This window comes from Steroidobacter sp. (assembly GCF_036406195.1).
Lineage (GTDB): Bacteria > Pseudomonadota > Gammaproteobacteria > Steroidobacterales > Steroidobacteraceae > Steroidobacter.
This window is the reverse complement of the sequence record NZ_DASWVW010000061.1, coordinates 207,874-232,295: the sequence shown is the minus strand read 5'-3', so window position 1 is coordinate 232,295 and position 24,422 is coordinate 207,874. Positions and strand designations below refer to the sequence as shown.

Genomic DNA, 24,422 nt, shown 5'->3' with positions numbered 1-24,422 from the left:
GCCGCCTGTTTCCAAGCCCGGCACGGGGCGTGAAAAGGGAAAGGGAGGAAAGAGTGTCGATGTCGCCGTGTCGTATTGCCGTTTTCACCCATGCGCTGCAGCGGTGGGTCAGGGCATGCGTGTCGGTGTGCTTGGTGTTCCTGCTCGCCTGTGCGGTTGCCCGGGCCGCTGCCGCGCCGGCCGGACATGTGTTCGAGCTGCCCACGGCCGAGCGGATCCACGTCGAGGAATTCAGCCGGTACATCGATCTGCTGGAAGACCCCGAGGGCACGCTGTCCGTCGAAGATGTGACGCGCTCAACATTCGCGCCCGGGACGCTGGCGGCGGCCAATGTCGGGTTCACCCGTTCTGTATGGTGGGCACGAGTCACGTTGCGGAACGAGGGGCCGCGCGAGCGCGAGATCTTCCTGCGGCAGACGTATCCGCTCATCGACTACCTGGATGTCTACGAGCAGACGGGCCCGGGGGAATGGCGCATCCATGCGACCGGCGACCGCCGGCCGTTCGCCGCGCGTGACATCGCCCATCGCGATTTCGTGTTCCCCATCCACATACCGGCGCAAGCCGAGCGCGTGGTCTACCTGCGGTACCAGTCGCAAGGTCCCATCGACATCAGCCTGTCCTTGTTCAGCTCGCCTGAGCTGCTGGAGTCGCTCAGCCGCGAGCAGCTGGCATATGGCATCTATTACGGCTGTGTCGTGATGCTGCTCGTGTGGAGCAGTCTGGTGTTCATCGCCGTGCGCGACAAGGCGTTTCTCGCTTACTTCGCCTATGTGTGCACGTTCGGCATGTACATGCTGATCCACAACGGCCTGGCGTATCAGTACCTGTGGCCGGAGAGCCCACGCTGGGGCAACACCAGCCTGGTTGCGCTGATCAACATGGCCTTGTTCGCGAGCTTGCAGTTCTCGCGAATGATCTTGCGGGCGAAGGAAGTGATTCCGCGCCTGGACCTCGCGGCAAGAGCATTGCAGGGCATTGCCGTAGTGCTGCTGATGGCTACGCCGTTCGTGCCGTACTCGACCATCATCGCGCCGATCGCGCTGCTGGTCCTGATCGGCGTGATCTTCATGCTGCTGCTCGGCGTGTGCTCGATGGTGCTGGGCTCGCGGCCGGCGCGTTTCTATGTCATCGCGTGGAGCTCGTTCCTGTGCGGCTCGGTGGTCTTCCTGTTGAAGACTTTCGGCGTCCTGCCCCACACCTTCCTTACGCAGAACGGCTGGCAGATCGGCTCGCTGCTGGAAATGATCCTGCTGTCGATGACGCTGAGCACGCGCATGAACGAGCTGCAGCACCAGAGCCGGACCGATCCGCTCACGCAGCTGGGCAACCGGCGGCTGTTCGACGACAAGTTGCCCGAGGAGTTCGCGATGGCGCGCGAACAGCAGCGGCCGCTGTCGCTGCTGGTGCTCGATATCGATCATTTCAAAGGCTACAACGACCGGCACGGCCATGCGCGCGGCGACCACGCGATCAAGGCGGTTGCGAACGCATTGCGTAAGTTCGCGCGCAAGCCGCTGATGTCCTTCCGCTATGGCGGCGAAGAGTTCACCGTGATCCTGCCCGGGATCGATTGCCAGACGGCTGCCATCATGAGCGAGCGATTGCGCCGCGCCGTGGAAGAAACATTGCACGGCGATCTCGGCATCACCATTAGCGTCGGGTACGCCTGTCTGTCGAGAGGTAGCTTCGAGACCGCGGAAAAATTCTTCGAGGCGGCGGACTCGGCGCTGTACACGGCCAAGCAGCGAGGCCGCAATTGCGTGGTGTCGTTCCACGATCGCGAACAGGACGAGATCTCGCGGCAGGCGCGCGTGGCTACCTCCTGAGCCAATAGATCGCGATCACCAGAAACAGGATGATCAGCAGCCGCAGGATGACCGGCGGCGTCAAGCGCGCCTTGCGGCGGGCCGAGCGGCGTCGCTGGATGGCGGCCGGCTGATAGCGCTCGTTGCGTCCCCAGGCCAGGGCCTGGTCGGCTGCGATGAAATGACCGGACTCGGTATCGAACAACACGCCGTCAGTCGTCGCCGCCAAGGTGGCGGCCGCGGCCACGGCCGTCGCACGATCCGCAGCCCGCCCGGTGAAACGCAGGCTTGCGACGGTGTCGCGCTCGCCAATGGCCTGGGCGCCCGTTGCGCCGATTTCCAACGTGGGCGCGTCGAACGATTCCACGTAATACTCGAAGCCGCGGCGTTCATCCGGGCAGGGCACATAGCCGCTATGTGAATGCGGCTCGAACCCGGTGCTCATTTGCACGTCGAAACCCGCATCGCGGATCATGCGCGCCCAATCTTCGGCAGCCGGCAGCCGATCCCGCTTCAGGAATACGTTGTAGCTGATCACTTGAGTATTATGCGGCCATGATCTCGGGATGGGGGCTCCTGGTCGCTTCGCTGGCCTACGTGTGCGGCCTGTTCTTCATTGCGTGGTGGGGCGACCGCCGCCGCATCTATCCCGGCCATGCCCGGCTGCGGCCCTTGATCTACAGCCTGGCGCTGGCCGTGTACTGCTCCAGCTGGACCTTCTATGGCGCGGTGGGCAGCGCCGTTCGCGACGGCCTGAGTTACCTGCCCATCTATCTCGGGCCGATGCTGTTGTTCCTGTTCCTGTTGCCGTTCTTCGAACGGCTGGTGCGGCTGGCCAAGCGGCAGAACGCCACCTCGATTTCCGATCTGCTGGCGGCGCGTTTCGGCCGTTCCCCGGGGATCGCGGTCGCCATCACATTGATCGCCCTGACCTCCGCCATTCCCTACATAGCGCTGCAGCTGAAAGCCATTTCCATGAGCATCGAGGTGCTGTCGGCCGGTGCCCCCGAGGGAACGATGGCCTGGTATCGCGACAGTGCCCTGTTGGTGGCCTTGATGCTGGCGGTGTTCTCCAGTCTGTTCGGTGCGAGGCAAGTGGATGCGACCGAGCATCATCCCGGCATGGTGCTGGCCGTCGCCGCCGAGTCCCTGGTGAAGCTGGTGGCGCTGATATTCGTGGCGATATTCGCGCTGACGCAGCTCGAGGGTACGGCTGCGCTGCTGGAAACGGCGCGACAGATGCCGGCCCGGGTGGAGCATTCCATTTCGTTCGTCACGCAGACGTTGTTGTCGCTGACCGCCATCTTCTGTTTGCCGCGCCAATTCCAGGTGGGAGTCGTGGAGTGCGCGGATGTCGAGGATGCGAGCCAGGCACGCTGGTGGTTCTCTTTGTATCTGGCGTTGATCAGCCTGGTGGTCGTGCCGATTGCGGCTGCCGCCATCGCCGCCGGTGCCGGCAGCGGCTCGGTCTCGCCCGATTCGTTCGTGCTGTGGCTGCCGCTCAGTGCCGGCCATGATTGGTTGGCGTTGCTCGCGTATCTCGGCGGTTTCTCGGCCGCTACCGGCATGGTCATTGTCGCTACCGTCGCGCTGTCCACCATGGTCAGCAACGATCTGGTGCTGCCCGCGTTGTTGCGTTGGCGACCGCCCGTGCTCGGTGCTCCAAGTCTCGCCGCGGGCGGCATTCTCTGGATGAGGCGCGGCGCCATCCTCGCCATTCTGTTGGTGGCGTACGGATTCTTTCGCGCGGTGCCGAACAGCTCGAGCCTCGCCTCCATCGGATTGCTGGCATTCGCAGCGGTGGCGCAGTTTGCGCCCGCGGTGGTCAGCGCGGTCTATTGGTCGGGAGCGAGTCGCGCCGGCGTGCTGGCCGGGCTGTGCGGTGGATTTCTGATCTGGATCTACACGCTGTTGCTGCCGACGTTCGCGAGCGTCGACGGCACGCTGCCGACCTGGATCACCGAAGGTCCGCTCGGTATCGGCGTGCTCGCGCCGCATTCGCTGCTGGGCTTTGCCGGACCCGATCCGCTCACCCATGGAGTGTTCTGGTCGCTGCTGGTGAATGTCGCGGCCCTGGTGGCAATGTCGCTGCATTCGCCGCCGGCCATCGGCGAACGGTTGCAGCTGGAGTCGAGCATTGCCGGCGCCGACGCGCGCCGTTCGAAGTTGTTGCCGGGCTCGGCCACCGTCGCCGACCTGCAGTTGCTGGCCGAGCGCCTGCTGGGCTGGCACGCGGCGCATACGTGGTTCAAACAATACGAGCGTGAGCATGGCCGTGAGTATTCGCCGACGCAGCGTGCCGATGTTGGTTTGCTGGAGGGTCTCGAACGCGAGCTGACCGGCGCGCTGGGCGCAGCGTCGGCTCGCATGGTGTTGACCAGTGCCCTGCGCGGCGCCGGCTTGCAGTTCAGCGAAGTGGTGACGCTGTTCGACGAGGCTTCGCAGAAGCTGCGCTTCAATCGCGAGCTGCTCGAAGCGATGATGGAAAACATGCCGCAGGGAATCAGCGTGGTCGACGCCGACATGAGATTGGTGGCATGGAACCGCCGTTATGTCGAGTTGCTGGACTATCCGCCCGAGCTGATGCGTGCCGGCCGGCCGATTGCCGATCTGATGAGATATAACGCGGCGCGCGGCTGGTACGGCGACGGCGATGCTGAAGCTCATGTCGAGAAGCGACTGGCGCATATGCGCGCCGGATCGACTCACCTCTCGGAGCGCCGGCGGAGCGACGGCAGCGTGATCGAAGTGCGTGGGCAGCCGCTGCCCGACGGCGGCTATGTCAGCACGTTCAATGATGTGACGACGTACAAGCATGTCGAGGACGAGCTGCGAGAGATCAATGAAACATTGGAGCTTCGCGTCGCCGAGCGCACGCGTCAGCTGGCCGATGCAACCGCGGCCGCCGAGAAAGCCAACCTCGGCAAGACACGGTTTCTCGCTGCAGCCAGTCACGACTTGTTGCAGCCATTGAATGCCGCACGCCTGTTCAACGCGGCGCTGCGCGGGCAAGCCAATCAATTGCAGAACCCGCAGATCGAGCAGTTGGCCGACCGGGTGGAGAACTCGTTGCACGCCGCCGAGGAACTGCTCGACGGCTTGCTCGATATCTCCCGCCTCGATTCGGGTGCCATTCAACCCCAGCCGGACAATTTCTCCGCTGGCGCGCTGCTGGACTCCTTGAAGGAGCAGTTCGCTCCGGTGGCCGCGCAGCGCGATCTCGAACTGCGAGTGCACGCGACGCGCGTGCAGGTCTATTCCGATCAAAGAATGTTACGTCGCGTGCTGCAGAATCTGATCGGCAACGCGTTGCGTTACACCCGCAGCGGCCGCGTGGTGGTCGGCGTGCGGCGGCGAGCGGGTGGCCAGATTGAATTTCAGGTGCTCGATACCGGTCCGGGCATCGCAGCCGACAGCCAGGGAGTGATCTTCGAGGAGTTTCGTCGTCTCGATCCGCAATCGCCGTGGGGCGAGCGCGGCCTGGGCTTGGGATTGTCGATCTGCGAGCGGATCGCGAGCATGCTGCAAACCCGGCTCACCTTGCGCTCGGTGCGCGGCAAGGGCAGTTCGTTCAGTGTTCGCGTGCCACGCGGCACAGGCGCGGTGCGCGAGCCTGTAACCACACCGGCACCTGTGGGAAACATTGCCGGCTTGCGAGGCTTGCGAGTGCTGTGCGTGGAGGACGATCAGAACATTCTCGATGCCATGCGCGAATTGTTGACGCGCTGGCACATCGAAGTGTTCTGTGTTCCCACGGTCACACAGGCTCGCGAGCTGCGGCGGGATCGCGTGATCGATCTGGTGCTCGCCGACTACCATCTGGGCGGCGAGCCGTTGGGGTTGGATGTGCTCGATGAGCTGGTGCCGCGAGATCCATCGAGACTGCGCGCGGGCGCGTTGATCACCGCCGATGGCACGGCGGCCGTTGCGCAGCGGGCCAGTGCTCTCGGCTTCCAGGTGCTTCGCAAGCCGTTACGTCCCGCCGCTTTGCGAGCGTTGATCGTGGCGCTTACTGCTGATCCAGCGAGAGCCGCTGCGCCAGCAACACGGCTTGCGTCCGATTACTGACACCCAGCTTCTGCATCAGCGCGCTGACGTGCGCTTTGACGGTCGCCTCGGAGACATCCAGCTCGGCGGCGATCTGTTTGTTCAACAATCCCGCGGACAACATCGACAGCACGCGAAACTGTTGCGGCGTCAGGGTCGCCAGGCGCGCCGTCGCATCGGCTTCCTGTTGATCGAGCGGGGCGGGATCGCCACCGGTGCTCGCTGAAACCGGCAACCAGGTATCGCCGCCGAGCACGGTTCGCAGCGCTGCCACGATCAGATCGATGGACGCGGACTTGGGCACGAAAGCCGCGGCGCCGTGGCCCAGTGCTCGATGCATGATGCGCCGGTCTTCGCGCGCCGAGATCACCACGATGGGGATCGTAGGAAAATTGGCTCGTGCCTGAACGAGGGCGTTGAAGCCCTGTGCGCCGGGCATGTTCAGGTCCAGCAGCAACAGCTCGGGATCGGGATGGGCATCGAGCGCCTCGAACAGCGAATGGACCGAGTCCGCCTCGACGATCTGCGCGCCCGGCACGGCCTGCGCCACCGCGAGCTTCAGTGCTTCACGAAACAGGGGATGGTCATCGGCGATCAGGACTGCGCGCTTCATTGAGCGCGCAATACTCCATGGTTGTGTCACCTGCGGCAACTCCATTGCACAAGTCCTGGCCCATGCCACGCATGGTGGCATTCCCTGCCCGCGAAACCTCTGTCGCTGCGCTAGCGGTTCATCCGCTGCTCTATCAGGTCACGCACCACACTCGGGTCCGCAAGTGTCGACGTGTCGCCGAGCTGCTCGTGCTCGTTGGCCGCGATCTTGCGCAGGATACGACGCATGATCTTGCCCGACCGGGTCTTCGGCAGGCCCGGCGCCCACTGAATGAAATCCGGTGATGCGATCGGCCCGATCTCGCGGCGAACGCATTGGCGCAGATCTTCGCGCAACGCGTCGCTTGGCGTCGTGCCCGCCTTGACCGTGACGTAGGCGTAGATGCCTTGACCCTTGATGTCGTGCGGGCATCCCACCACCGCGGCTTCCGCCACATCGGGGTGCGCTACCAGCGCGCTCTCGACTTCGGCGCTGCCGATGCGATGACCCGACACGTTCAGCACATCGTCGACGCGGCCGGTGATCCAATAGTAGCCATCGCTGTCGCGCCGTGCGCCGTCGCCCGTGAAATACGTGCCCGGGAACGTCGAGAAGTACGTCTGAAAGAAGCGCTCGTGATCGCCGTACACCGTGCGCATCTGGCCAGGCCAGCTGTCGATCAGCACCAGGTTGCCCTCGGCCTCGCCCTCGAGCACCCGCCCTTCGGGATCGAGCAGCGCGGGTTCGATGCCGGGCAGCGGTAGAGTCGCCGAGCCGGGCTTGAGCTCGACCTGATGCGGCACTGGGGCGATGAGCGCTCCGCCGGTTTCCGTTTGCCACCAGGTGTCCACAATGGGGCAGCGGCCATCGCCGACCACGCGGTGATACCACTGCCACGCTTCCGGATTGATGGGCTCGCCCACCGTGCCAAGCAAACGCAGGCTGGCGCGGCTGGTTCGACGCACGGGCTCGTCGCCTTCACGCATCGAGGCACGAATCGCGGTCGGCGCCGTGTAGAAGATCGTCACGCGGTGGCGATCGATGATTTCCCAGGGCCGCGACACTGTCGGATAGTGTGGCACTCCCTCGAACATCATCACCGACGCGGCATTGGACAAGGGCCCATAGACCACATAGGAGTGTCCTGTCACCCAGCCCACATCGGCGGTACACCAGAACAGATCGTTCTCATCGCAATGGAATAGCGTGTCGAACGTATGCGACGTGTACGCGAGATAGCCGCCGGTCGTGTGCAAGACGCCCTTCGGCTGACCGGTCGAGCCGGACGTGTAGAGAATGAACAGCGGATCTTCCGCGTTCATGCGTTCCGGTACGCAGATGCCCGCTTTGTCGGCGGCAACGTCCCGATACCAAAGGTCCCGGCCCGGTTTCATGTCGACAGGCGCACCGGTGTTGGCGATCACGAGCACGTGCTGCACGCAGTCCATGCCGGCGTGAGCGAGCGCGGTGTCGACGTTGGCTTTGAGCGGGATGCGCTTGCCGCCGCGACGGCCTTCGTCCGCCGTAATGACCAGCTTCGAGCCGCAATCGCGAATGCGGCCGACCAATGATTCCGGCGAGAAGCCGCCGAACACCACGGAGTGAATGGCTCCGATGCGTGCGCAGGCCAACATCGCGACCGCTGCATCGGGAATCATGGGCATATAGATGGTGACGCGGTCGCCCTTGCCGACGCCGAGAGAGCGCAGCGTGTTGCCGAACTGGCAAACGCGCTCGTACAGCTGCCGGTAGGTGATTCTCTCGACGGTGTCCGGCTCGTCGCCTTCGAACACGATGGCGGTACGGTTGGCGTGCTGGGGCAGATGTCGGTCGAGGCAATTCACCGCCGCGTTCAGCTCGCCGTCGTAATACCAGCGAATGCGGAAATCCTCGCGGCGGAAGCTAACGTCCTTGATCTGCGTGAAAGGCTTGTCCCAGTGCAGCCGGCGGCCGATCCGCTCCCACAGCTGCAATGAATCTTCCTGCCGCGCCCGAGCGTCGAGCTGCGCACTCATCGTCTATCCCCCATCATCGTCGCGTCACATTCATCGGCCCGCGGGCCGCTTGGAGTCGGGGCCGGCAGATTGCCGCCCCCTTGGATATCCCCCATGGATATCCACCATGGGTATCGCCCATGGTTATCGCCAATGGATATCGCCAATGGATATCGCCATACCGCAAGCATCCCGCGAATGCGCCCCGCCCCGTATTCGACTTTCGTCGAATAGCGGCGCGCGCGACTTCGACCAAAGATGAATGGCCGGTTTGCAAGCGGCACGAGCATGCTCGCGCCGACTTGTCATCGGGGGATCGACAATGATCAAGCTAGGGAAGGTTGCGATCGTGTCAGCCGTTGCCATCGCTGGCTGGCCGCTGTTCGTGCAGGCCCAGACCGGGGCGGGCGCGGACACTCAGGCAGACACACAAACGGACGAGGGGCGGCGCAGGCTGGAGGCGCGAGTAGCAGAACTGGAGCGACAACTGCGCGAGTTGAGTGAAAAGATGTCGGCGGCGCCCACGCCAGCGCGAACTGCCACGCCACCGCCTGCCGATGCGCCGGCGATCCAGGTCGAGCCCATCACGCCGAACGCCGTGCCGGGAACGCGCTTCTCGTACAGCGGCTTCATCAAGTTCGACGCCTTGTGGTCGGATTACGAGGATGGCGAGATCGCCGACGGCACCATCGGCCGCGACTTCTATTTGCCTTCGGTCATTCCCGTGGGCGGTACGAGCGAGGGCGTGGACTTCGATTCGCACGTCAAACAATCGCGTTTCATCTTCGGTACCGACACGGACCTGGCCAATGGCCGCCTGCTGTCGTCGCGTTTCGAAGTGGATCTGTACGGCTCGTCGCTCGGCGACGAGCGCGCCACCAACACCTATGGTGTCCTGCTGCGTCACGCCTACATTCAATACGGGCGGTGGCTGGTCGGCCAGACGTGGAGCAACTTCATGGACGCGGGCGCGCTGCCGGAGACCGCCGATTACATCGGCCCGACCGATGGCACAGTGTTCGTGCGCGAGCCGCAAGTCCGCTACACGCTCGGCAACTGGTCTTTCTCGGCGGAGAATCCCGAGACCACCATCACGCCCTTCGGCGGCGGCACACGCATCGCTTCGGATGACAACAATGTTCCGGATCTGACCGCGGCCTACACTTGGAAGCTCGGCGGTGGCTATTTGCGAGCGGCGGCGCTGCTGCGCCAATTGAAATATGAAACCACGGGCGCGGGCGCGAGCAAGGACACAGCAGAGGGTGCCGCACTGTCGTTGAGCGGCAAATTCAACTTCGGTCCGCACGACCTGCGCTTCGCGATCACCGGCGGCGAAGGGCTCGGCCGCTACGTCGGCGTGAACTTCGTCAATGACGCCGTGCTGACTGCGAACGGCAACCTGGAAGCGATCTCGGGCTGGGCCGGCTTCGCGGCCTGGCGGCATGTCTGGAGCCAGCAGGTGCGCAGCACCCTCATGTTGTCCGCGTCGGAATACGACAACGACGTGCTGCTGACCGGCGGCGCCGTCAACAAGTCGAGCTGGTCGTGGGCTGTCAACACGTTCTATTCGCCCGTGCCCAAGCTCGATGTCGGCATCGAGCTGCGCGGTGCCGAGCGCGAGATCGAAAGCGGCGCGAGCGGTTCGATGCGGCGGCTGCATGCGGTCGCGCGCTATTCATTCTGATCGGGCATTCATTTTCGAAGAACAGATTCATCGCATTACGGGGGAACCATGGCCAGCACACCACAAGCCCTGCCGAGCTCCAGTGCCACCGGCATCGATCGTTCGCACCGGCGCGTCATCTTCGCGTCCTCGCTGGGCACGGTGTTCGAGTGGTACGACTTCTATCTGTACGGCTCGCTGTCGGCCATCATTTCCAGGCAGTTCTTTTCCGGCGTCAACGAGACCACCGGATTCATTTTCGCGCTGATGGCGTTCGCCGCCGGCTTCTTCGTGCGGCCGTTCGGCGCACTGGTGTTCGGCCGGCTGGGCGATCTGATCGGCCGCAAGCATACGTTTCTCATCACCATCATCATCATGGGTGCCTCGACCGCGATCGTCGGCATGCTGCCCAGCTACGCGGCGATCGGCGTGGCCGCGCCCATCATTCTGATCGTGCTGCGACTGTTGCAGGGTCTGGCGCTGGGTGGTGAATACGGCGGCGCGGCGACGTATGTGGCCGAGCATGCGCCCGACGGCAAGCGCGGCCTCTACACCAGCTGGATTCAAACCACCGCGACCCTCGGTTTGTTTCTTTCGCTGCTGGTGATCCTGGTCTGCCGCCTGGCGTTCGGCGAGGAATTCAACGAGTGGGGCTGGCGCATTCCGTTCCTGCTGTCCATCGTGCTGCTCGGTATCTCCGTGTACATCCGCCTGCAGCTGGAAGAGTCGCCGGTGTTCATGGAGATCAAGCGCGAGGGCAAGCTGTCGACCGCGCCGCTCAGCGAAGCGTTCGGCAACTGGACCAACCTGAAGATCGTGCTGCTCGCCCTGTTCGGCGCCACCGCAGGTCAGGCCGTGGTGTGGTACGGCGGCCAGTTCTACGCACTGTTCTTCCTCGAAAAGATTCTGCAGGTCGATGCCACCGCGGCCAACCTGATCATTGCCGCCGCGCTGGTGATCGGCACGCCGTTCTTTGTGATATTCGGCGCGCTGTCGGATCGCATCGGTCGCAAGACCATCATCATGGCCGGTTGCGTGCTCGCGGCCGTCACCTATTTCCCGGTGTTCAAGGGCCTGACGCATTTCGCCAACCCCGCGCTGGAGCAGGCTGTGGCCACCGCGCCGGTGACGGTCATCGCCGATCCGGCCGATTGCTCGTTCCAGTTCGATCCGGTCGGCAAGACCGCCTTTACCAAGTCGTGCGACGTGGCGAAATCGGCGTTGGCACGGGCGGGTGTGCACTACAAGAACGAGTCCGCGCCCGCCGGTGCGGTGGCGCAGGTGCGTATCGGCGAAGGCGAGAACGCGGTGGTGCTGGATTCTTTCGCCGGCAACACCCTGGGCAAGGCCGAGTTCAAGAGCGAAAGCGACGCTTTCGTCGGCCGGCTCAAGAGCGCCTTGACGGCGGCCGGCTATCCGGCCAAGGCCAACATGGACGAGGTGAACTACCCGATGGTGATCGCGCTGTGCACCTACCTGGTCATCCTGGTGACCATGGTGTACGGGCCGATCGCGGCGTGGCTGGTGGAATTGTTCCCGACCCGCATTCGCTACACCTCCATGTCGCTGCCTTATCACATCGGCAATGGTTGGTTTGGCGGCTTCCTGCCGGTGACCTCGTTCGCCATCGTGGCGGCCACCGGCAACATCTATAACGGCCTGTGGTACCCCATCGTGGTGGCGGTCATGTCCGCCGTCATCGGCACTTTGTTCCTCAGGGAGACCAAGGACCGAAGCTTGTGACACAATAGCTGCACATACATCCCGTATTCAGCTTGATTGGGTAGCATCGCGTGTTCCACCAGGGACGCGCGATGCGCCCATTTGAAGGGAGAAAAAGTGCAGTTTCATCTACCCGGTGCCCGCCGCGTAGCAGGCTATCTGTTGCTTGGATTGCTCGCCGGCTGCGGCGGCAGCGGGGGCGACGAGGCCGCCCGCACCGAGATTTCCACCGATACGATCAGTTTCAGCGCTCCGGGCCCCAACGCGGTGGCACCGGCGGCGCAGGAATTTACAGTCACTTTCGGTGAGGACGTCGCGCATCTGGCCGTTGTACACAACGGCGACGCGATCGCGTCGGCCACCTCGGTGCTGAACGGTCGAACCGCGCGCATTTCGGTGGTGCCGGCGGCGCCGTCCTCGATCGGCCCCGGCCCGTTCGCCGGCACGGTGGCGGTGACGGGATACACCTGCGCCGATCCCACCTGCAGCCGGATGTCGGCGGGCAGCACGGCGCAAGTCAGGGTTTCTTACCAGATCTCGCCCGCCGTTCAGGTGGTAGCGCCCTACGTGGAGACGGCCGGGGTCAGCGACGACGTGCTGATTCGCGGCTTGGGTTTCCGGAGCTTCCTCGTCAACGCGGTGCGCTTCGGCGATACGCCAGCCACTGAGATCACCGTGAACAGTACGGGCACGGAGATCCTGGCAACGCATCCGGCGCTGCCGGCCGGCAGGTACACGGTTTACATCGAGGCGCCGGATCATTCAGGCGAGATTCCTTCCGACGTGACGCTGGTGGTGCAGGATCCGATTGCCTATCCCGCCACCACGCTGGCGCATGTGCCAGCGACGACCGGGGTTCGCTCGCTGGTGTACGACCCCGAGCGGCGTGCGCTGCTGTTGGTCACGAACACCACGCCGGCCAATCCCATCGTTCGCTACGTTTATGAGAATGGTGCATGGAGCGCGCCGACGCAGTCGGCCGCGTCCAGCACTTCGTTCCTGGACGCGGCACTGTCGGCGGACGGTGCGACCATCTTTGCCATCACATCGACGAGCCTCGTGCCGGTCGATCCGGTGACGTTGGCGGCCGGCACGGCCGTGGCCGCGCCTTCGCTGGCCGACAATTCGGCACTGAAAAACATCGTGGTCGGCAATGACAATCGCGGATTGATCACGACCAGCCTGACCACCAGCGGCACCACGCGCGGATATCTTTACGACCCCGAAAGCGCGAGATTGCTTCAGAACAACGTGCCGTTGAACAATGCCACGCCGGCGATGTCGGGCAATGGCGGCGGCGCGGTGCTCGTTCAGGGCGATCCGTCGCTGAGCACAGCTCCGGCAATCTATGTGTATGGGACGTCCAGCAATGCGCTGTCGCCAAGCTCGGTCCCGGGAGTGAACCAGAACTCGGTGCCGCCGGCGATCGATCGTGCCATCACCCGTATCGTGCTCAACGGCACGCGCGTGTACGACGGCAGTCTGGGCTTCCTCGGAACGTTGCCGGATACCACCGCGGCGGTTGCGATCAAGCCGGATGGCAAGCGCGCTTACGCCTACGACACAGCAGCCGGCGGCATCCACGTTTATGACATCAGTGTGGATCGTGACGAAGCCGCATACACCCCGCTAGGCACGGCAACGCCATTGGCCGGCGATCCTGGCTCGGGCGTGCGGATGATCATCACGCCGGACGGTCAAACCTTGTTCCTTGCAGGCAGCACGCAAATCGTGGTGCAGCCCACCCCTGCACTGTGAGCGCACCTATTGAACAGCGACTCGGGCATCCTGAGGCGCAGAGAGGAAAAGGCGCGACTCACATGACCGAACTTGGCTCCTGTGCCTGAGGCGCTTCTAGTCAAGGCTCATGGCACAAGGACGGCCGTGACCCATGGAAAACTCGCATGAACTCACAACAACTTTACATCGGTGCGTCGCTGCTCGCGGCGCTGCATCTGGCGAGCAGTGTCGCTGCTGCGGCCGAGCCGGCGCAGCGCGCCGTGCAGGCGAGTAACTATTCGCTCGGCCTGGTCGCCAGCGACAGTGACACCAAGGGCAGCACGTCGAACGGAACATTCGGCCTGGGCGGGCTGGCGACCCTGCCACTCGGTGATCTCTTCGGCGCCTCGCTGGCCGGCAACTACTCGCGCACCACGGCTCGAACCAGCGATGTGTTGCTCGACCTGGACTCGGCGCAGTCGACGCGGCCTTCATGTCGCTTCAACAACTACGATGCGGCGGCCAGCTTCTTCGCCCGACGCCCGACGCTTGGCCGAGTGTCGGCGTCCTACGGCAAAGGCAAAGTCACCTCGGATTGCGGCGACCAGTCGGTGTTTGTCGCCACTGGCGAGGACAGCCTGGATCTCGATTACTACCGCTTCGCCGCCGAAGCGTATCTGGGGGATTTCACGTTCGGCGCGGTACACACGTCCACCGAGCTGGAAGATGGACCGAAGCTCGAGTCCAACATCTTCAACGCCACCTGGTATCCGATCGACAGCGTGCGCGTGACGTTGTCCGGTGGCGATCTCTACGATCAGGACACCTACGGCATCGACATCGAGCATCAGCCCGAATTCATGGGCAACTCGCTCGGCGTGGTGCTGGGCTATTCGGTGGTCGACCGCGATCAGGAAGTCGGCACCATCAGCTTCAGCGTGGTGTATCACTTCGGCACCAAGGTCGAGCTGAAGGCACGGGATCGGCAATACCGCTGACGCTCGTACAGCCGCGCGAGGGACTCATCATGGCTACGGAGCAGTGGCTGTTCGATCAGGACGGGATCGACTGGGAAGAGCTGTCGATCCTGTTCCGGATCGCACCCCTGGGCGAGAAGAGCGCCGAGCATCTGCGGCTGGTGTTCGGCAACAGCCGGTTCAAATGTTTCGTGCTCGATGCGGGCAAGCTGGTCGGCGCCGGACGTGCGCTGGCGGATGGACGCGACTGTTCCTATCTATGTGACATCGTGGTGCACCCGGACTATCAAGGTCGTGGCCTGGGCAAGGCGCTGGTCGGCAGGCTTCGCGAGCTGTCGGCGGGGCATCGCAAAATCATTCTGTATGCGAACCCGGGCAAGGAAGGCTTTTATCGCAAGTTGGGTTTTCGGCGCATGTTGACCGCCATGGCCTGGTTCCAGGATGAGCAACACGCCATCGACACCGGACTCGTGGCCGACGGCGACTGAAGCACAGCTGACCCTATTTCAGCGCTCGCTGGCAGCGACGTGCTCGGCGACGAGTCGGTTGAAGGTACCGGCGGCTTCGAGATGCGGTACGTGGCCGACGTCGTCAAATATTTCGACGCGCAGGTTCGCGCGCGGCGCTGGTGCTTGAGAGGAATCGAGCACTTCGTCTGCCGAGCCCCAGATCACGAGCGTCGGAATGCCGTCCAGCATGTTCGGGTCGAACCGTACTTGCTGGCGGCCGCCCGAAAACAGCGCGCCGGCGATCGTCGCGAGCGCTTCGCTCACGCCGTCGATACGCTTGTACCGCTGCAAGCCTTCCAGCATCTCGGCGCCGATCAGGGATTTGTCTCGAAAGAGCTTGCCCACGACACGCTGCAGTTCGCGCCGAGACTGTGCGGTCACGAAACTCTCGATGAAATCGCGGTCGATATTTTCTCCAAGGCCCAGCGGCGCGGCGAGCGTCAGCGACTGCACGCGCGCACGGTGCTCGCGTGCGACATGCATTGCGAGCGCACCGCCCATCGAATGTCCGACCAGATGCGCCTTGTCTATTTCGAGCTGGTCCAGCAATGCAAAGAGCCCACGCGCGAGTTCCGTGAGCCCACCCGTGCCGACCGACTTGCTAGAACGGCCATGGCCGGGCAGGTCCAATGCAATGACACGGCGTGCGCTCGATAGTGTGCCGATGTTCAACAGCCAGCGTTTGCATCGGCGCCGAAGCCGTGAATGAAGACGAGCGGATACCCCTGTGACTGCACGGGCTGCACGTCGAGGTAAGAGATGCTTGCGCCGTCATACTCTATGACTCGCGCGTCGCCGGGGCCGGCTTCGGAAGGCGCGTTGGCGTCCGCCTCCTGACTGTGGCGCGCGACAAACGCAGCTACCTCGTCGTCGGGGACCTCGCCGACCGTGATGACGCCAAGTAGCCTGCCGACCAGAGCTGTCTCACCCACGTCGACGACTATGTGACGCAACGTGCCGTCGACCGGCGCTTCGACGCTGTTGACGATCTTGGAGGTTTCCACGTCCAGTAAGGCGTCGCCCTGCGCGATGGCCGTGCCCACGGGGACGCGCCAGGAGATGATCTGTCCCTCATCCATGGACAGGCCCCACTTGGGCATGGTGACGGCGTGAATCCGCTGCATCGTTACACCGCCGCTGCGTTTTGCGTGCGCCCTAGCAGCGCGCGAACCGAGCTTGCGACGCGGCCGGCATCCGGAATCCACGCGCGTTCCAGCACAGGAGAGAATGGGATTGGCGTGTGTGGCGGCGTAACGATCCCGATCGGACCGCGCAGCGCGCCGAATGCCGTAGCCTGGACTTGCGCCGCCACGTCATGCGCGAATCCGCATCGTGCCGCCGATTCATCAACTATGACCAGTCGACCGGTTTTTTCCACGCACTCCACGATCGTGTCGAGATCGAGCGGCGAAGTGGTGCGCGGATCGACGATCTGGACACTTATTCCTTCCTTCGCGAGCAGATCCGCGGCCTCGCGCGCGATGTGCACCATGCGCCCAAGCGCAACGATAGTTGCGTCGCGACCTTCGCGCACGATTCGCGCTTCGCCGAAAGGAATCGTGTAGGCCTCATCGGGAACTTCCTCGGCAAGATCGTAGAGCAGCTTGTGCTCGCAGAGGATCACCGGATCATCGTCGCGAATCGCCTGGGTCAGCAGGCCCTTGGCGTCGTAGGCGCAACTTGGAACTGCGACCTTCAGACCGGGCACGGACGTGAACATGTGATATGGCGATTGGGAGTGTTGGGCAGCGGCGCACAACCCGGCACCGATCATGCCGCGTATCACCAGCGGCGTTTTCGCCTTGCCGCCGAACATGTAGCGGAACTTCGCGGCTTGGTTGTAGACAGCATCGAAGCACACTCCCATGAAGTCGAAGAACATCAGCTCGGCGACCGGCCGCAGCCCGGTCATGGCAGCGCCCGCCGCCATGCCGAGGATCGCGGATTCGGTGATCGGCGTATCGATGACGCGACTCGATCCGAATTGCGTCCACAGGCCCTTGGTGACGCCGAGCACGCCGCCATAAGCCTCTACCTCTCCGGCCGAACCACCGGCACCGCCGCGCACGTCTTCGCCGATGAGCACCACTCGCCGGTCGCGCGCCATTTCCAGGCGCAGCGCTTCATTGATGGCCTCACGGAATGATTTCTTCGACATGGTCGATGGCCCTGTGGGAAAGAAGTGACAGGTGACGAATGGCGGAGTTGTTAGTAACTGACGTACACGTCGGACAGCAGATCGTGCGAGGGATCAGGGAATGGAGCGTTGCGCGCGCGTTGCACGGCGCTGTCGATCTGCTCCGCGATCTCTTGATCGATGCGGTCGTACTCCGCCGCGCCGATGGCACTAGCGGTGCGCTGTCGGAACAGTACCAGCGGATCGCTCGACGCACGCAGCGCTGCCACTTCACCGGGGTGTCGGTAGAGCATGGGGTCGCCTTCATAGTGGCCGTAGTAGCGCTTCGCGACGGCTTCCAGCGCGCTGGGGCCATCGCCGCGCCGTGCGCGTGCGATTGCCTCGCCGGCCGCTTGGTGGACAGCAAAGAAATCGGTCCCGTCTACGCGCGCCGCGTGCATGCCGAACGCTGCAGCGCGCCCGGCAATATCGCGGCTGCCCACGGCGTAGTCGCAGCCCGTGCCTTCGCCATAGCCATTGTTCTCGAACACAAACACGATCGGCAGTTGGAGCACGACGGCCATGTTCATTGCTTCGAACGTCGTGCCCTGGTTGGAAGCACCATCGCCGCTGAACGAGACTGTGACGGCGCCCGTGGCGAGTGTCTTGGCTGTGAGTGCCGCGCCAATTGCCAGCGAGGGTGCGCCGCCGACGATTGCATTCGCGCCGAGCATGCCGCGCGACAAATCGGCGATGTGCATGGAGCCACCTTTGCCACCGCACAGCCCGGCTTTCCTGCCGAAGATCTCGGCCATCATGCCGTCGATGTCGCAGCCCTTGGCGATGCAGTGGCCGTGACCGCGGTGCGTGGAACCGATCGAGTCCGCGTCGTTGAGATGCCCGCAGACTCCCGTCGCCACCGCTTCCTGGCCGGCATACAAATGCAGAAACCCGGCGATGTCGCCGCTGGTGTTCTCGCGATGCAGGCGTTCCTCGAACTGCCGGATCGTGGCCATGGTCCGGTACGCCTGCAGTAGCTGAGTCTTGGTCAAGCTCATTGATCGGACACCCCTCTTTCCGGTACGCGCATCGCGACGCATGCAGCCCTCAGCGCGGGGCGACTCGCGATATCGAAAGCCAGAATAGGCGTCGCGACCGCGGGTTCACATGACGTGTTCTCGCCAGTGAGATGCGGCTATTCCTCTCTTTCTCTTTATTGCGCGCCATCGACGATGCAGAGGAATCACCCAACTGCTTTGATCTGAACCAACCGTCAACCGCCGGATTCAGGGAGCAGCCGCTTGCAGTGCGGGTGCGCGAGGTGACAAAGTGTGACAACCGCGTCGCATGAGGAATCCGGGACGAGCTAGGCATGCAGGACCGCAAGACGCGGACAAGGGGGATGCCATCGTGCCGACTGTAACCGATAGCCGATCCGAGGACGCGCTCGCGCTCAGCCACGCGATCCTCCACTGCCATTCTTTCGAAAATCTCACGAGCAGCCTGTTGGCGCCGCTCACTCGACTGCTGAACGCCGAAACCAGCGTCGTCTTCGAAGTGTTCGAGGAAGGCTCGACGCTGCGCCTGGGCCGGTCGGCGCGACACGAGATCGCGCAGAAGACGCTTGTCGATTACGAGAATCATTTCATCCGGCTCGACCCGGTCTACAGCGAAGGAATCACTTCGTTACGGCCGGCAGCCGCGCCCGCCCCGCGCCTGGACATAGTCCAGCTGGCGAACTTGGTCGATATGAGCCGCTTCTCGCAGACTCACTACTACAACGAGTTCCTGAGACCGATCGGCATCCACGACGTGGTGGCGCTGGTGCTGCGGCCCGATGAGGCCGCCGGCCACAGTTTCGTTTTCGGATTCCATCGGCCGCAGAGTGCCTCCGGGTTCTCCGACCAGGAGGTCGCGCGCGCCATGCAGGTGGCGCCGACACTGTTCGCTTGCCTCAAGACGTTTCTGCTGGCGGACAGGATGAAAGAGCGCGAGGAAGTGATAGACGGGCTGCTGCGAGCCACTGCCGACATGGGCGTCATCATCCTCGACGCTGCGCGCGAGTTGCGTTATGTCAGTTCGCGCGCGGCGGAGTTTCTCGGTGCGGATCTTTCCTCACCGCGCACGGGTGCCGTGGCGGAGTTGTCGCGCGTACACAGCTGGATCCTCAACATGTGCGCGCGCATCGACAATTCGCGCGGCATTAGCGTCGTTAGCGAGCGAGTGGCGGCGCTGGCAGGCCGAGAGTCTTATGGCGACGCCGTATTGACAGTGCAACGCTTCGAGACACAGGACGGGGAGCGCCGCTATCTGGCGACGATCTGTCCGTCCGCTGTCGAGAACGCATTGCGCGTTCGCTCGGCGGCGCTCGGCATGACGCGCCGAGAGCTCGACATCGTCCGCCTGGTGGCGGCAGGCTCGACCAACGCACAGATCGCCGATCGGCTGTGCCTGGCCAGGCGCACGGTCGAGAACCACCTGCGCTCGATTTTCGCCAAGGCGAACGTCCATTCCCGCACGCAGCTGATTCACGAGCTACTCGCCGAGCGGGGACGATGAACGGCGGCGGCTGACGTGGCCAGACGAAAAGTCGATGTGGCCAGACGCTGGCCTGACCGATTCCTCTGCTCGAAATTCTTCCCTCGGCGCGCGGCCGAGTCTGAGCCATGCAAGGCCCCTCTGACCGGCCACTAGTCGGTAGTCACTTCTTTCTCGGTAGCCAAAGATGGCGGAAACGCGTCATGTGACGCCCGGTACGCCGCGCTAACTTGTGGTCATACCACGAGGGGAAGACGGTAGTGAGACCCATCCTACGCCTTGCATGCATCTTGCTCGCCGCCGCGGTGCTGAGCGCCGGGGCGTTGAACGATGCCGCGGCGATATGGGCGGCGGCGACTACGGCCTCGCGCTGGCATTGCGCGATGGCCTCGTCGAGGGGCCCCGTCTTTTCTACTGTGGGCGCGTGCTGTCGCAGACGGGCGGCCATGCGGACTGGCGTGCGATCGAGGAGGATGAGCAATCGCACTGCTGCGGCTGTACCCTGCGCGATCAGAAGCTCTCGGTGATCGTCGACGGGAAAGACTCGATCATCGCCGCCGCGCGCGAAGAGTTGCGGCGCGGTGCGAATCATTTGAAGATCCTCGCATCGGGCGGCATCGCATCGCCCGGTGATCCGGTCGACAACCTGCAGTTCAGCGATGATGAGATCGTCGCCGTGGTGGAAGAAGCGCAGCGCCATGGCGTGTATGTCGCCGCCCATTGCCACCCGAATGAAGCGATACGCCGCAGCATTCGGCTCGGTGTGCGTACGATCGAGCACGCCACGCTGATCGACGCCGATACGGCGCGCTTGCTGGCGGAATCGTCTGCGTACGCCGTGCCCACGGTAGCGGTGCTTCACGCCCTTGCGACGGACGGGCACGCGTTCGGCTTGCCACCGCGCAGCGTCGCGAAGGCACAGCAGATCCTGGGATTCGCGCTCGAAGGGCTCGAGCACATGCGCAACGCCGGCGTGCGTGTGGGGTTCGGCTCGGACTTCCTTGGTCCTCAGCAGGACCGGCAACTCGAGGAGTTGACCCTTCGGCGGGAGGTATTCACTGCGTTCGAGATCCTGCGCGCGGCCACGTCGGTGAACGCGGAGATCCTTGGCGCGACCGGCAAGCTCGGCTGCGTGGCGCCGCGGGCGTATGCCGATCTGATCGCCGTGCGAGGCAATCCACTGGATGATATCGGCCTGCTGGCCGCGGGCGGACGTCATCTTTCCCTGGTCATGAAGGCGGGCCAGGTACTCGGCCTGGCATCGTAAGCAGGAAAGTTCCAGCATGCCCTCGCGCGCCCTCCGGTTACACCGTAAGCCACGAGCTCTCGATCGCTGCTACAGCATCGCGGATGTGCGAGATCTGGCTTTCCGCCGGCTGCCGGCGCCTATCTTTCATTACCTCGATGGCGGCGCCGACGACGAGCGAACGCTCGAGCGCAACACGGCCGCGTTCGACGACTATGCGTTCCTGCCCCAGACGATGCGCGACATCACCCGGATCGACCTCGGGGTGACGCTGCTCGGGCGGAACATCAATCTGCCATTCATTCTCTCCCCGACCGGCATGTCGCGCCTGTTCCATCACGAGGCGGAGCCGGCCGTGGCGCGTGCAGCCGCCAGGTTCGGTACGTTCTATTCGCTCTCGACACTCGCGACGACTTCGATCGAGGAGATCGCCGCCACCGGTGAAGGCCGCGTATCTTTCAGGTCTACATACTCAAGGAAAGGGAGCTGACTCGCGAGCTGGTGTCACGCTGTCGCGCCGCGCGGTACGACGCGCTGTGTCTGACGATCGACACGCCGGTTGCCGGCAATCGCGAGCGGGATCGCGTTACCGGGATGACGATGCCGCCACGGTTCACGGCACGGAGCTTCACGAGTTTCGCTGCCCGGCCGCGATGGGCATCGAATCTACTGCTTCATCCGCGCTTCGAACTGAGCAACGTCGCCGACCGCGCTGCCGGCATCGGGCGTTCGCTCGTCTCGGTGATCGACTACGTCAACGGGCAATTCGATCGCTCGATCACATGGCGCGACGTCGAATGGCTCGCGACGCTTTGGGACGGGCCGCTGATCGTGAAGGGGATCCAGTCGGTGACGGATGCTGGTCGCGCTGTCGCGGCCGGCGCGACCGCATTGATGATCTCCAATCACGGTGGCCGGCAACTCGACGGGACCCTGGCTCCCATCGACCTCATAGCCGCAATCCGCGCCGCCGTCGGTCCGACGATCGAGCTGATCGTGGACGGTGGCGTCCGGCGCGGCTCGCATGTTCTGAAGGCACTCGCGCTCGGCGCGAATGCGTGCTCCTTGGGCCGGCCTTACCTGTATGGTCTTGCCGCCGGCGGACGCCGTGGCGTGGAGCATGTGCTCGGATTGCTGAAGGCGGAGATCGAGCGTGATCTGATTTTGCTCGGTTGCGCCAAGGCCCGCGACATCGACGCCACCTATCTGGCGCGCCTGCCATGGCTCCCGGAGACAGACGCAATCCGGTAGAAGCCGCGCAGATATAAAAAATGGGGACATTTCTGCAGTCGATAACAAGAGTCGACATTCATGAGCACAGATAGGTACACGTCGGGCCGACGCCTCACCCAGCTCGCCAGTGAACGGCCTCACCAGCCTGCGGTGATCGTCGCCCGCAACGGCGGCTGCTCCGATACGCTGACGATGCGCGAGTTGGATGAATGGTCGAGCCGGCTGGCGCATCGTCTCGCCGACGCCGGCGTGCGTCAGCACTCGTTCGTCGCCATCCATCTGCCGACTTGCGTCGAGCACGTTGTCGCAACCTATGCAGCGCATAAGCTTGGTGCCTGCCCGACGCCGCTCAGTGCGAAGCTGCCCGCAGTCGAGCGCGACGGTCTGCTCGCTCTGGCCCAGCCCGCCGCGATCGTCAGCGACGCACCCGATCTGCGTGGATTGTCGCGAGATTCGCTGCACCGACTCGACGGCTATCCGGCCACCGCTCCACCCGACCGCATTCCAGAACCACACAAGGCCATTGCCTCCGGCGGCTCGACTGGACGGCCGAAGCTCATCGTGTCGCCCGACGCGTTCGCTTATCCCATCGGGGGGAACCCGCATGCAAAGCTGTTTGGCATTGGCGACGGCGATCTGCTGTATGCGCCCGGCCCGCTCTATCACAACCAGCCCTTCAGCAGCGTGCTGCTCACGCTATTCGCGGGCGGCACGATTCTGCTGAATGAGAAGTTCGATGCGGCAGTCGCGCTCGATCTGATCGAGCGGCATCGTCCGCGCACGATCAGCCTCGTGCCCACCATGATGCAGCGGATGCTCAGGGTCGAGGGTATCGAGCGCCGCGACCTTTCCAGCATACGTATGCTGTGGCACATGGCGTCGGCCTGCCCTGCGTGGGTCAAGCGCGGCTGGATCGATCTGATTGGCGCCGAGAAAGTGTGGGAGGCCTGGGCCTCGACCGAGATGACCGGCATCACGATCATTCGCGGCGACGAATGGCTGCGCAAGCCGGGCAGCGTCGGCAAAGGCTTCGATACCGAGCTGCGCATCGTCGGCGAGGACGGTGGGCAGCTGCCGCCCGGCGTCGTCGGTGAGATCTACAGCCGGATGAGCGGCGCGCCCGCGCGGTGCCGTTACGTCGGCTCCGCACCGCTGCGGAGCCTGCCCGGCGGCTTCAGCAGCGTCGGCGATCTCGGCTATGTCGATGAGGACGGCTACCTGTTCCTCTCCGATCGCCGGGTCGATCTGATCGTCAGCGGCGGCGCGAACGTCTATCCGGCCGAAGTGGAGGCCGTGCTGACACAGCACCCCGGCGTTCGCGACGCAGTCGTGATCGGACTGACGGATGACGATCTCGGCCAGCGCGTTCACGCGATCATCGAGCCGCATGCGTCCTGTCCGACGGCCGAGGAACTGGATGCTCGGTTGCGCCAGCACCTCGCCGGATACAAGGTGCCGCGCTCTTATGAATTCGTGGAGACGCTGCCGCGCGATGAATCCGGGAAGATTCGCCGCAGCGCGCTACGCGAACAGAAGACAGGGCAAAGTCTTGAAAAAAAGTGAAAAGGGAATTTCTCCCGCGCCATGGTCAGGTGCCAGGGCGAGCCACGCGCCATCGGCACCGGATCGTGGCCGACGACTGGCACAGCTAGCCGTTGGCGACTTTCTCGACCGGTGGGAACCGCGCCGGCTCCTGCAGCGGCGCGGTCGAGCAAGCGATCGCCGCGGGATGCCGTGGTCCCAGGCGAGGAATCGGTTCGTCGCCGTGAAAGCGCCGCGAGGTGATGTCGAGCCAGCGCTCGATGTGCCGGCGAAATCTCTCGATGGCGCGGCTGCGATGAAACGCCAGCCCGGTGCCTTCGTACATCTGCTCCTGCGCCGGCGTGACGTGATACCACCACTGCAACCGGTCCAAGCGATCGCCATCCATGTACGGCAACGTAATGGAGAACCGACGGCCGTTGCGAGTCGGCTCGGTTTCTGCGAACGCAAAGTAATCCTCGAGCGCGCGCGGCAGTTCGATGTGCGGCATCCGGGCTTCGGCGTACGGGGGTGACGCGTCGATGATAACGAGTGTCGCGATTTACATCCATCGCAAGTCCGATTTCGAACTGCGTTGTAAAGATCGTCGACGCATGTCACTGCATGGCCACTGCATGACCACTGCATAGCGGCATCGTTGGATCAGCAGCGCCGCATCCTGTTCTGCGACATCGAGCGGCCGCTATCGAATCGCCGGCCGCATGTCTTCAATCGAT

Annotated in this window: 17 protein-coding genes and 2 pseudogenes; 11 read left to right on the top strand and 8 right to left on the bottom strand. The window is 63.9% G+C overall.

The features are described from left to right. Positions 1–59 precede the first annotated feature (59 nt). Positions 60–1,829: a diguanylate cyclase gene (locus VGE08_RS24680; RefSeq protein ID WP_331070597.1), complete on the top strand. Its 1,770-nt coding sequence runs from the start codon at positions 60–62 to the stop codon at positions 1,827–1,829. Here the strand turns inward: VGE08_RS24680 and VGE08_RS24675 are convergent. Next, positions 1,819–2,346: a hypothetical protein gene (locus VGE08_RS24675; RefSeq protein WP_331070596.1), complete on the bottom strand. Its 528-nt coding sequence runs from the start codon at positions 2,344–2,346 to the stop codon at positions 1,819–1,821. The two genes, VGE08_RS24680 and VGE08_RS24675, sit on opposite strands and share 11 nt — an antisense overlap. 17 nt (positions 2,347–2,363) lie before the next feature. On the opposite strand from VGE08_RS24675, the gene VGE08_RS24670 reads away from it, so the two are divergent. Beyond that, positions 2,364–5,876 carry a PAS domain-containing hybrid sensor histidine kinase/response regulator gene (locus tag VGE08_RS24670; protein WP_331070595.1) on the top strand — a complete coding sequence of 1,171 codons (3,513 nt, stop codon included), beginning with the start codon at positions 2,364–2,366 and terminating at the stop codon, positions 5,874–5,876. On the opposite strand, the gene VGE08_RS24665 is transcribed toward VGE08_RS24670, so the two are convergent. Together VGE08_RS24665 and acs are read right to left on the bottom strand one after the other, a co-directional pair. Continuing rightward, positions 5,818–6,468: a response regulator transcription factor gene (locus VGE08_RS24665; RefSeq protein WP_331070594.1), complete on the bottom strand. Its 651-nt coding sequence runs from the start codon at positions 6,466–6,468 to the stop codon at positions 5,818–5,820. The genes VGE08_RS24670 and VGE08_RS24665 overlap by 59 nt on opposite strands. A gap of 110 nt (positions 6,469–6,578) precedes the next feature. Continuing rightward, positions 6,579–8,429 (bottom strand): annotated as a pseudogene (acs, locus tag VGE08_RS24660) (acetate--CoA ligase); the annotation flags it as partial. A 334-nt stretch (positions 8,430–8,763) separates the two neighbouring features. Between acs and VGE08_RS24655 the strand changes: the two are divergent. The 5 genes from VGE08_RS24655 (at position 8,764) to VGE08_RS24635 (ending at position 15,010) form a co-directional block, all read left to right on the top strand. Beyond that, a complete protein-coding gene (locus VGE08_RS24655; RefSeq protein ID WP_331070592.1) occupies positions 8,764–10,125 on the top strand; it encodes a DcaP family trimeric outer membrane transporter in 1,362 nt (453 codons plus the stop codon). A 48-nt stretch (positions 10,126–10,173) separates the two neighbouring features. After that, a complete protein-coding gene (locus tag VGE08_RS24650; RefSeq protein ID WP_331070591.1) occupies positions 10,174–11,847 on the top strand; it encodes an MFS transporter in 1,674 nt (557 codons plus the stop codon). A gap of 96 nt (positions 11,848–11,943) precedes the next feature. Beyond that, the gene (locus VGE08_RS24645; protein ID WP_331070590.1) at positions 11,944–13,584 is read left to right on the top strand and encodes an IPT/TIG domain-containing protein; all 1,641 of its coding nucleotides are present in this window, start codon (positions 11,944–11,946) and stop codon (positions 13,582–13,584) included. Positions 13,585–13,730: 146 nt separating this feature from the next. Beyond that, complete coding sequence (locus tag VGE08_RS24640; protein WP_331070589.1) at positions 13,731–14,543, top strand: hypothetical protein; 813 nt, start codon at positions 13,731–13,733, stop codon at positions 14,541–14,543. Between the two features lie 29 nt (positions 14,544–14,572). After that, on the top strand, positions 14,573–15,010 hold the full coding sequence (locus VGE08_RS24635; RefSeq protein WP_331070588.1) for a GNAT family N-acetyltransferase: 438 nt from the start codon (positions 14,573–14,575) through the stop codon (positions 15,008–15,010). An 18-nt stretch (positions 15,011–15,028) separates the two neighbouring features. Here the strand turns inward: VGE08_RS24635 and VGE08_RS24630 are convergent, their stop codons facing one another. From VGE08_RS24630 to VGE08_RS24615, 4 genes are read right to left on the bottom strand one after another with little or no spacing between them, the layout of a single operon-like run. Continuing rightward, the gene (locus tag VGE08_RS24630; RefSeq protein WP_331070587.1) at positions 15,029–15,703 is read right to left on the bottom strand and encodes an alpha/beta fold hydrolase; all 675 of its coding nucleotides are present in this window, start codon (positions 15,701–15,703) and stop codon (positions 15,029–15,031) included. Beyond that, positions 15,700–16,155, bottom strand: a complete 456-nt coding sequence (locus VGE08_RS24625) for a biotin/lipoyl-containing protein (RefSeq protein ID WP_331070586.1) — start codon at positions 16,153–16,155, stop codon at positions 15,700–15,702. The genes VGE08_RS24630 and VGE08_RS24625 overlap by 4 nt, the downstream gene beginning before the upstream one ends. Before the next feature lie 2 nt (positions 16,156–16,157). After that, positions 16,158–17,189: an alpha-ketoacid dehydrogenase subunit beta gene (locus VGE08_RS24620; protein ID WP_331070585.1), complete on the bottom strand. Its 1,032-nt coding sequence runs from the start codon at positions 17,187–17,189 to the stop codon at positions 16,158–16,160. A gap of 50 nt (positions 17,190–17,239) precedes the next feature. Next, the gene (locus VGE08_RS24615) at positions 17,240–18,205 is read right to left on the bottom strand and encodes a thiamine pyrophosphate-dependent dehydrogenase E1 component subunit alpha (protein WP_331070584.1); all 966 of its coding nucleotides are present in this window, start codon (positions 18,203–18,205) and stop codon (positions 17,240–17,242) included. 352 nt (positions 18,206–18,557) lie between these two features. Here VGE08_RS24615 and VGE08_RS24610 point away from each other — a divergent pair, with 352 nt between their 5' ends. The 4 genes and pseudogenes from VGE08_RS24610 (at position 18,558) to VGE08_RS24590 (ending at position 23,727) form a co-directional block, all read left to right on the top strand. Next, positions 18,558–19,706 (top strand): helix-turn-helix transcriptional regulator, encoded by a 1,149-nt coding sequence (locus tag VGE08_RS24610; protein WP_331070583.1) that lies wholly within the window; start codon positions 18,558–18,560, stop codon positions 19,704–19,706. A gap of 322 nt (positions 19,707–20,028) precedes the next feature. Next, positions 20,029–20,952 (top strand): amidohydrolase family protein, encoded by a 924-nt coding sequence (locus VGE08_RS24605; RefSeq protein WP_331070582.1) that lies wholly within the window; start codon positions 20,029–20,031, stop codon positions 20,950–20,952. 16 nt (positions 20,953–20,968) lie between these two features. Beyond that, positions 20,969–22,182: pseudogene (locus VGE08_RS26660) on the top strand (alpha-hydroxy acid oxidase). Positions 22,183–22,242: 60 nt separating this feature from the next. Further along, the gene (locus VGE08_RS24590; RefSeq protein WP_331070579.1) at positions 22,243–23,727 is read left to right on the top strand and encodes an AMP-binding protein; all 1,485 of its coding nucleotides are present in this window, start codon (positions 22,243–22,245) and stop codon (positions 23,725–23,727) included. A gap of 85 nt (positions 23,728–23,812) precedes the next feature. Here the strand turns inward: VGE08_RS24590 and VGE08_RS24585 are convergent, their stop codons facing one another. Next, entirely contained in the window at positions 23,813–24,196 is a 384-nt protein-coding gene (locus tag VGE08_RS24585; protein ID WP_331070578.1) for a hypothetical protein, read from the bottom strand. Positions 24,197–24,422: the final 226 nt, after the last annotated feature.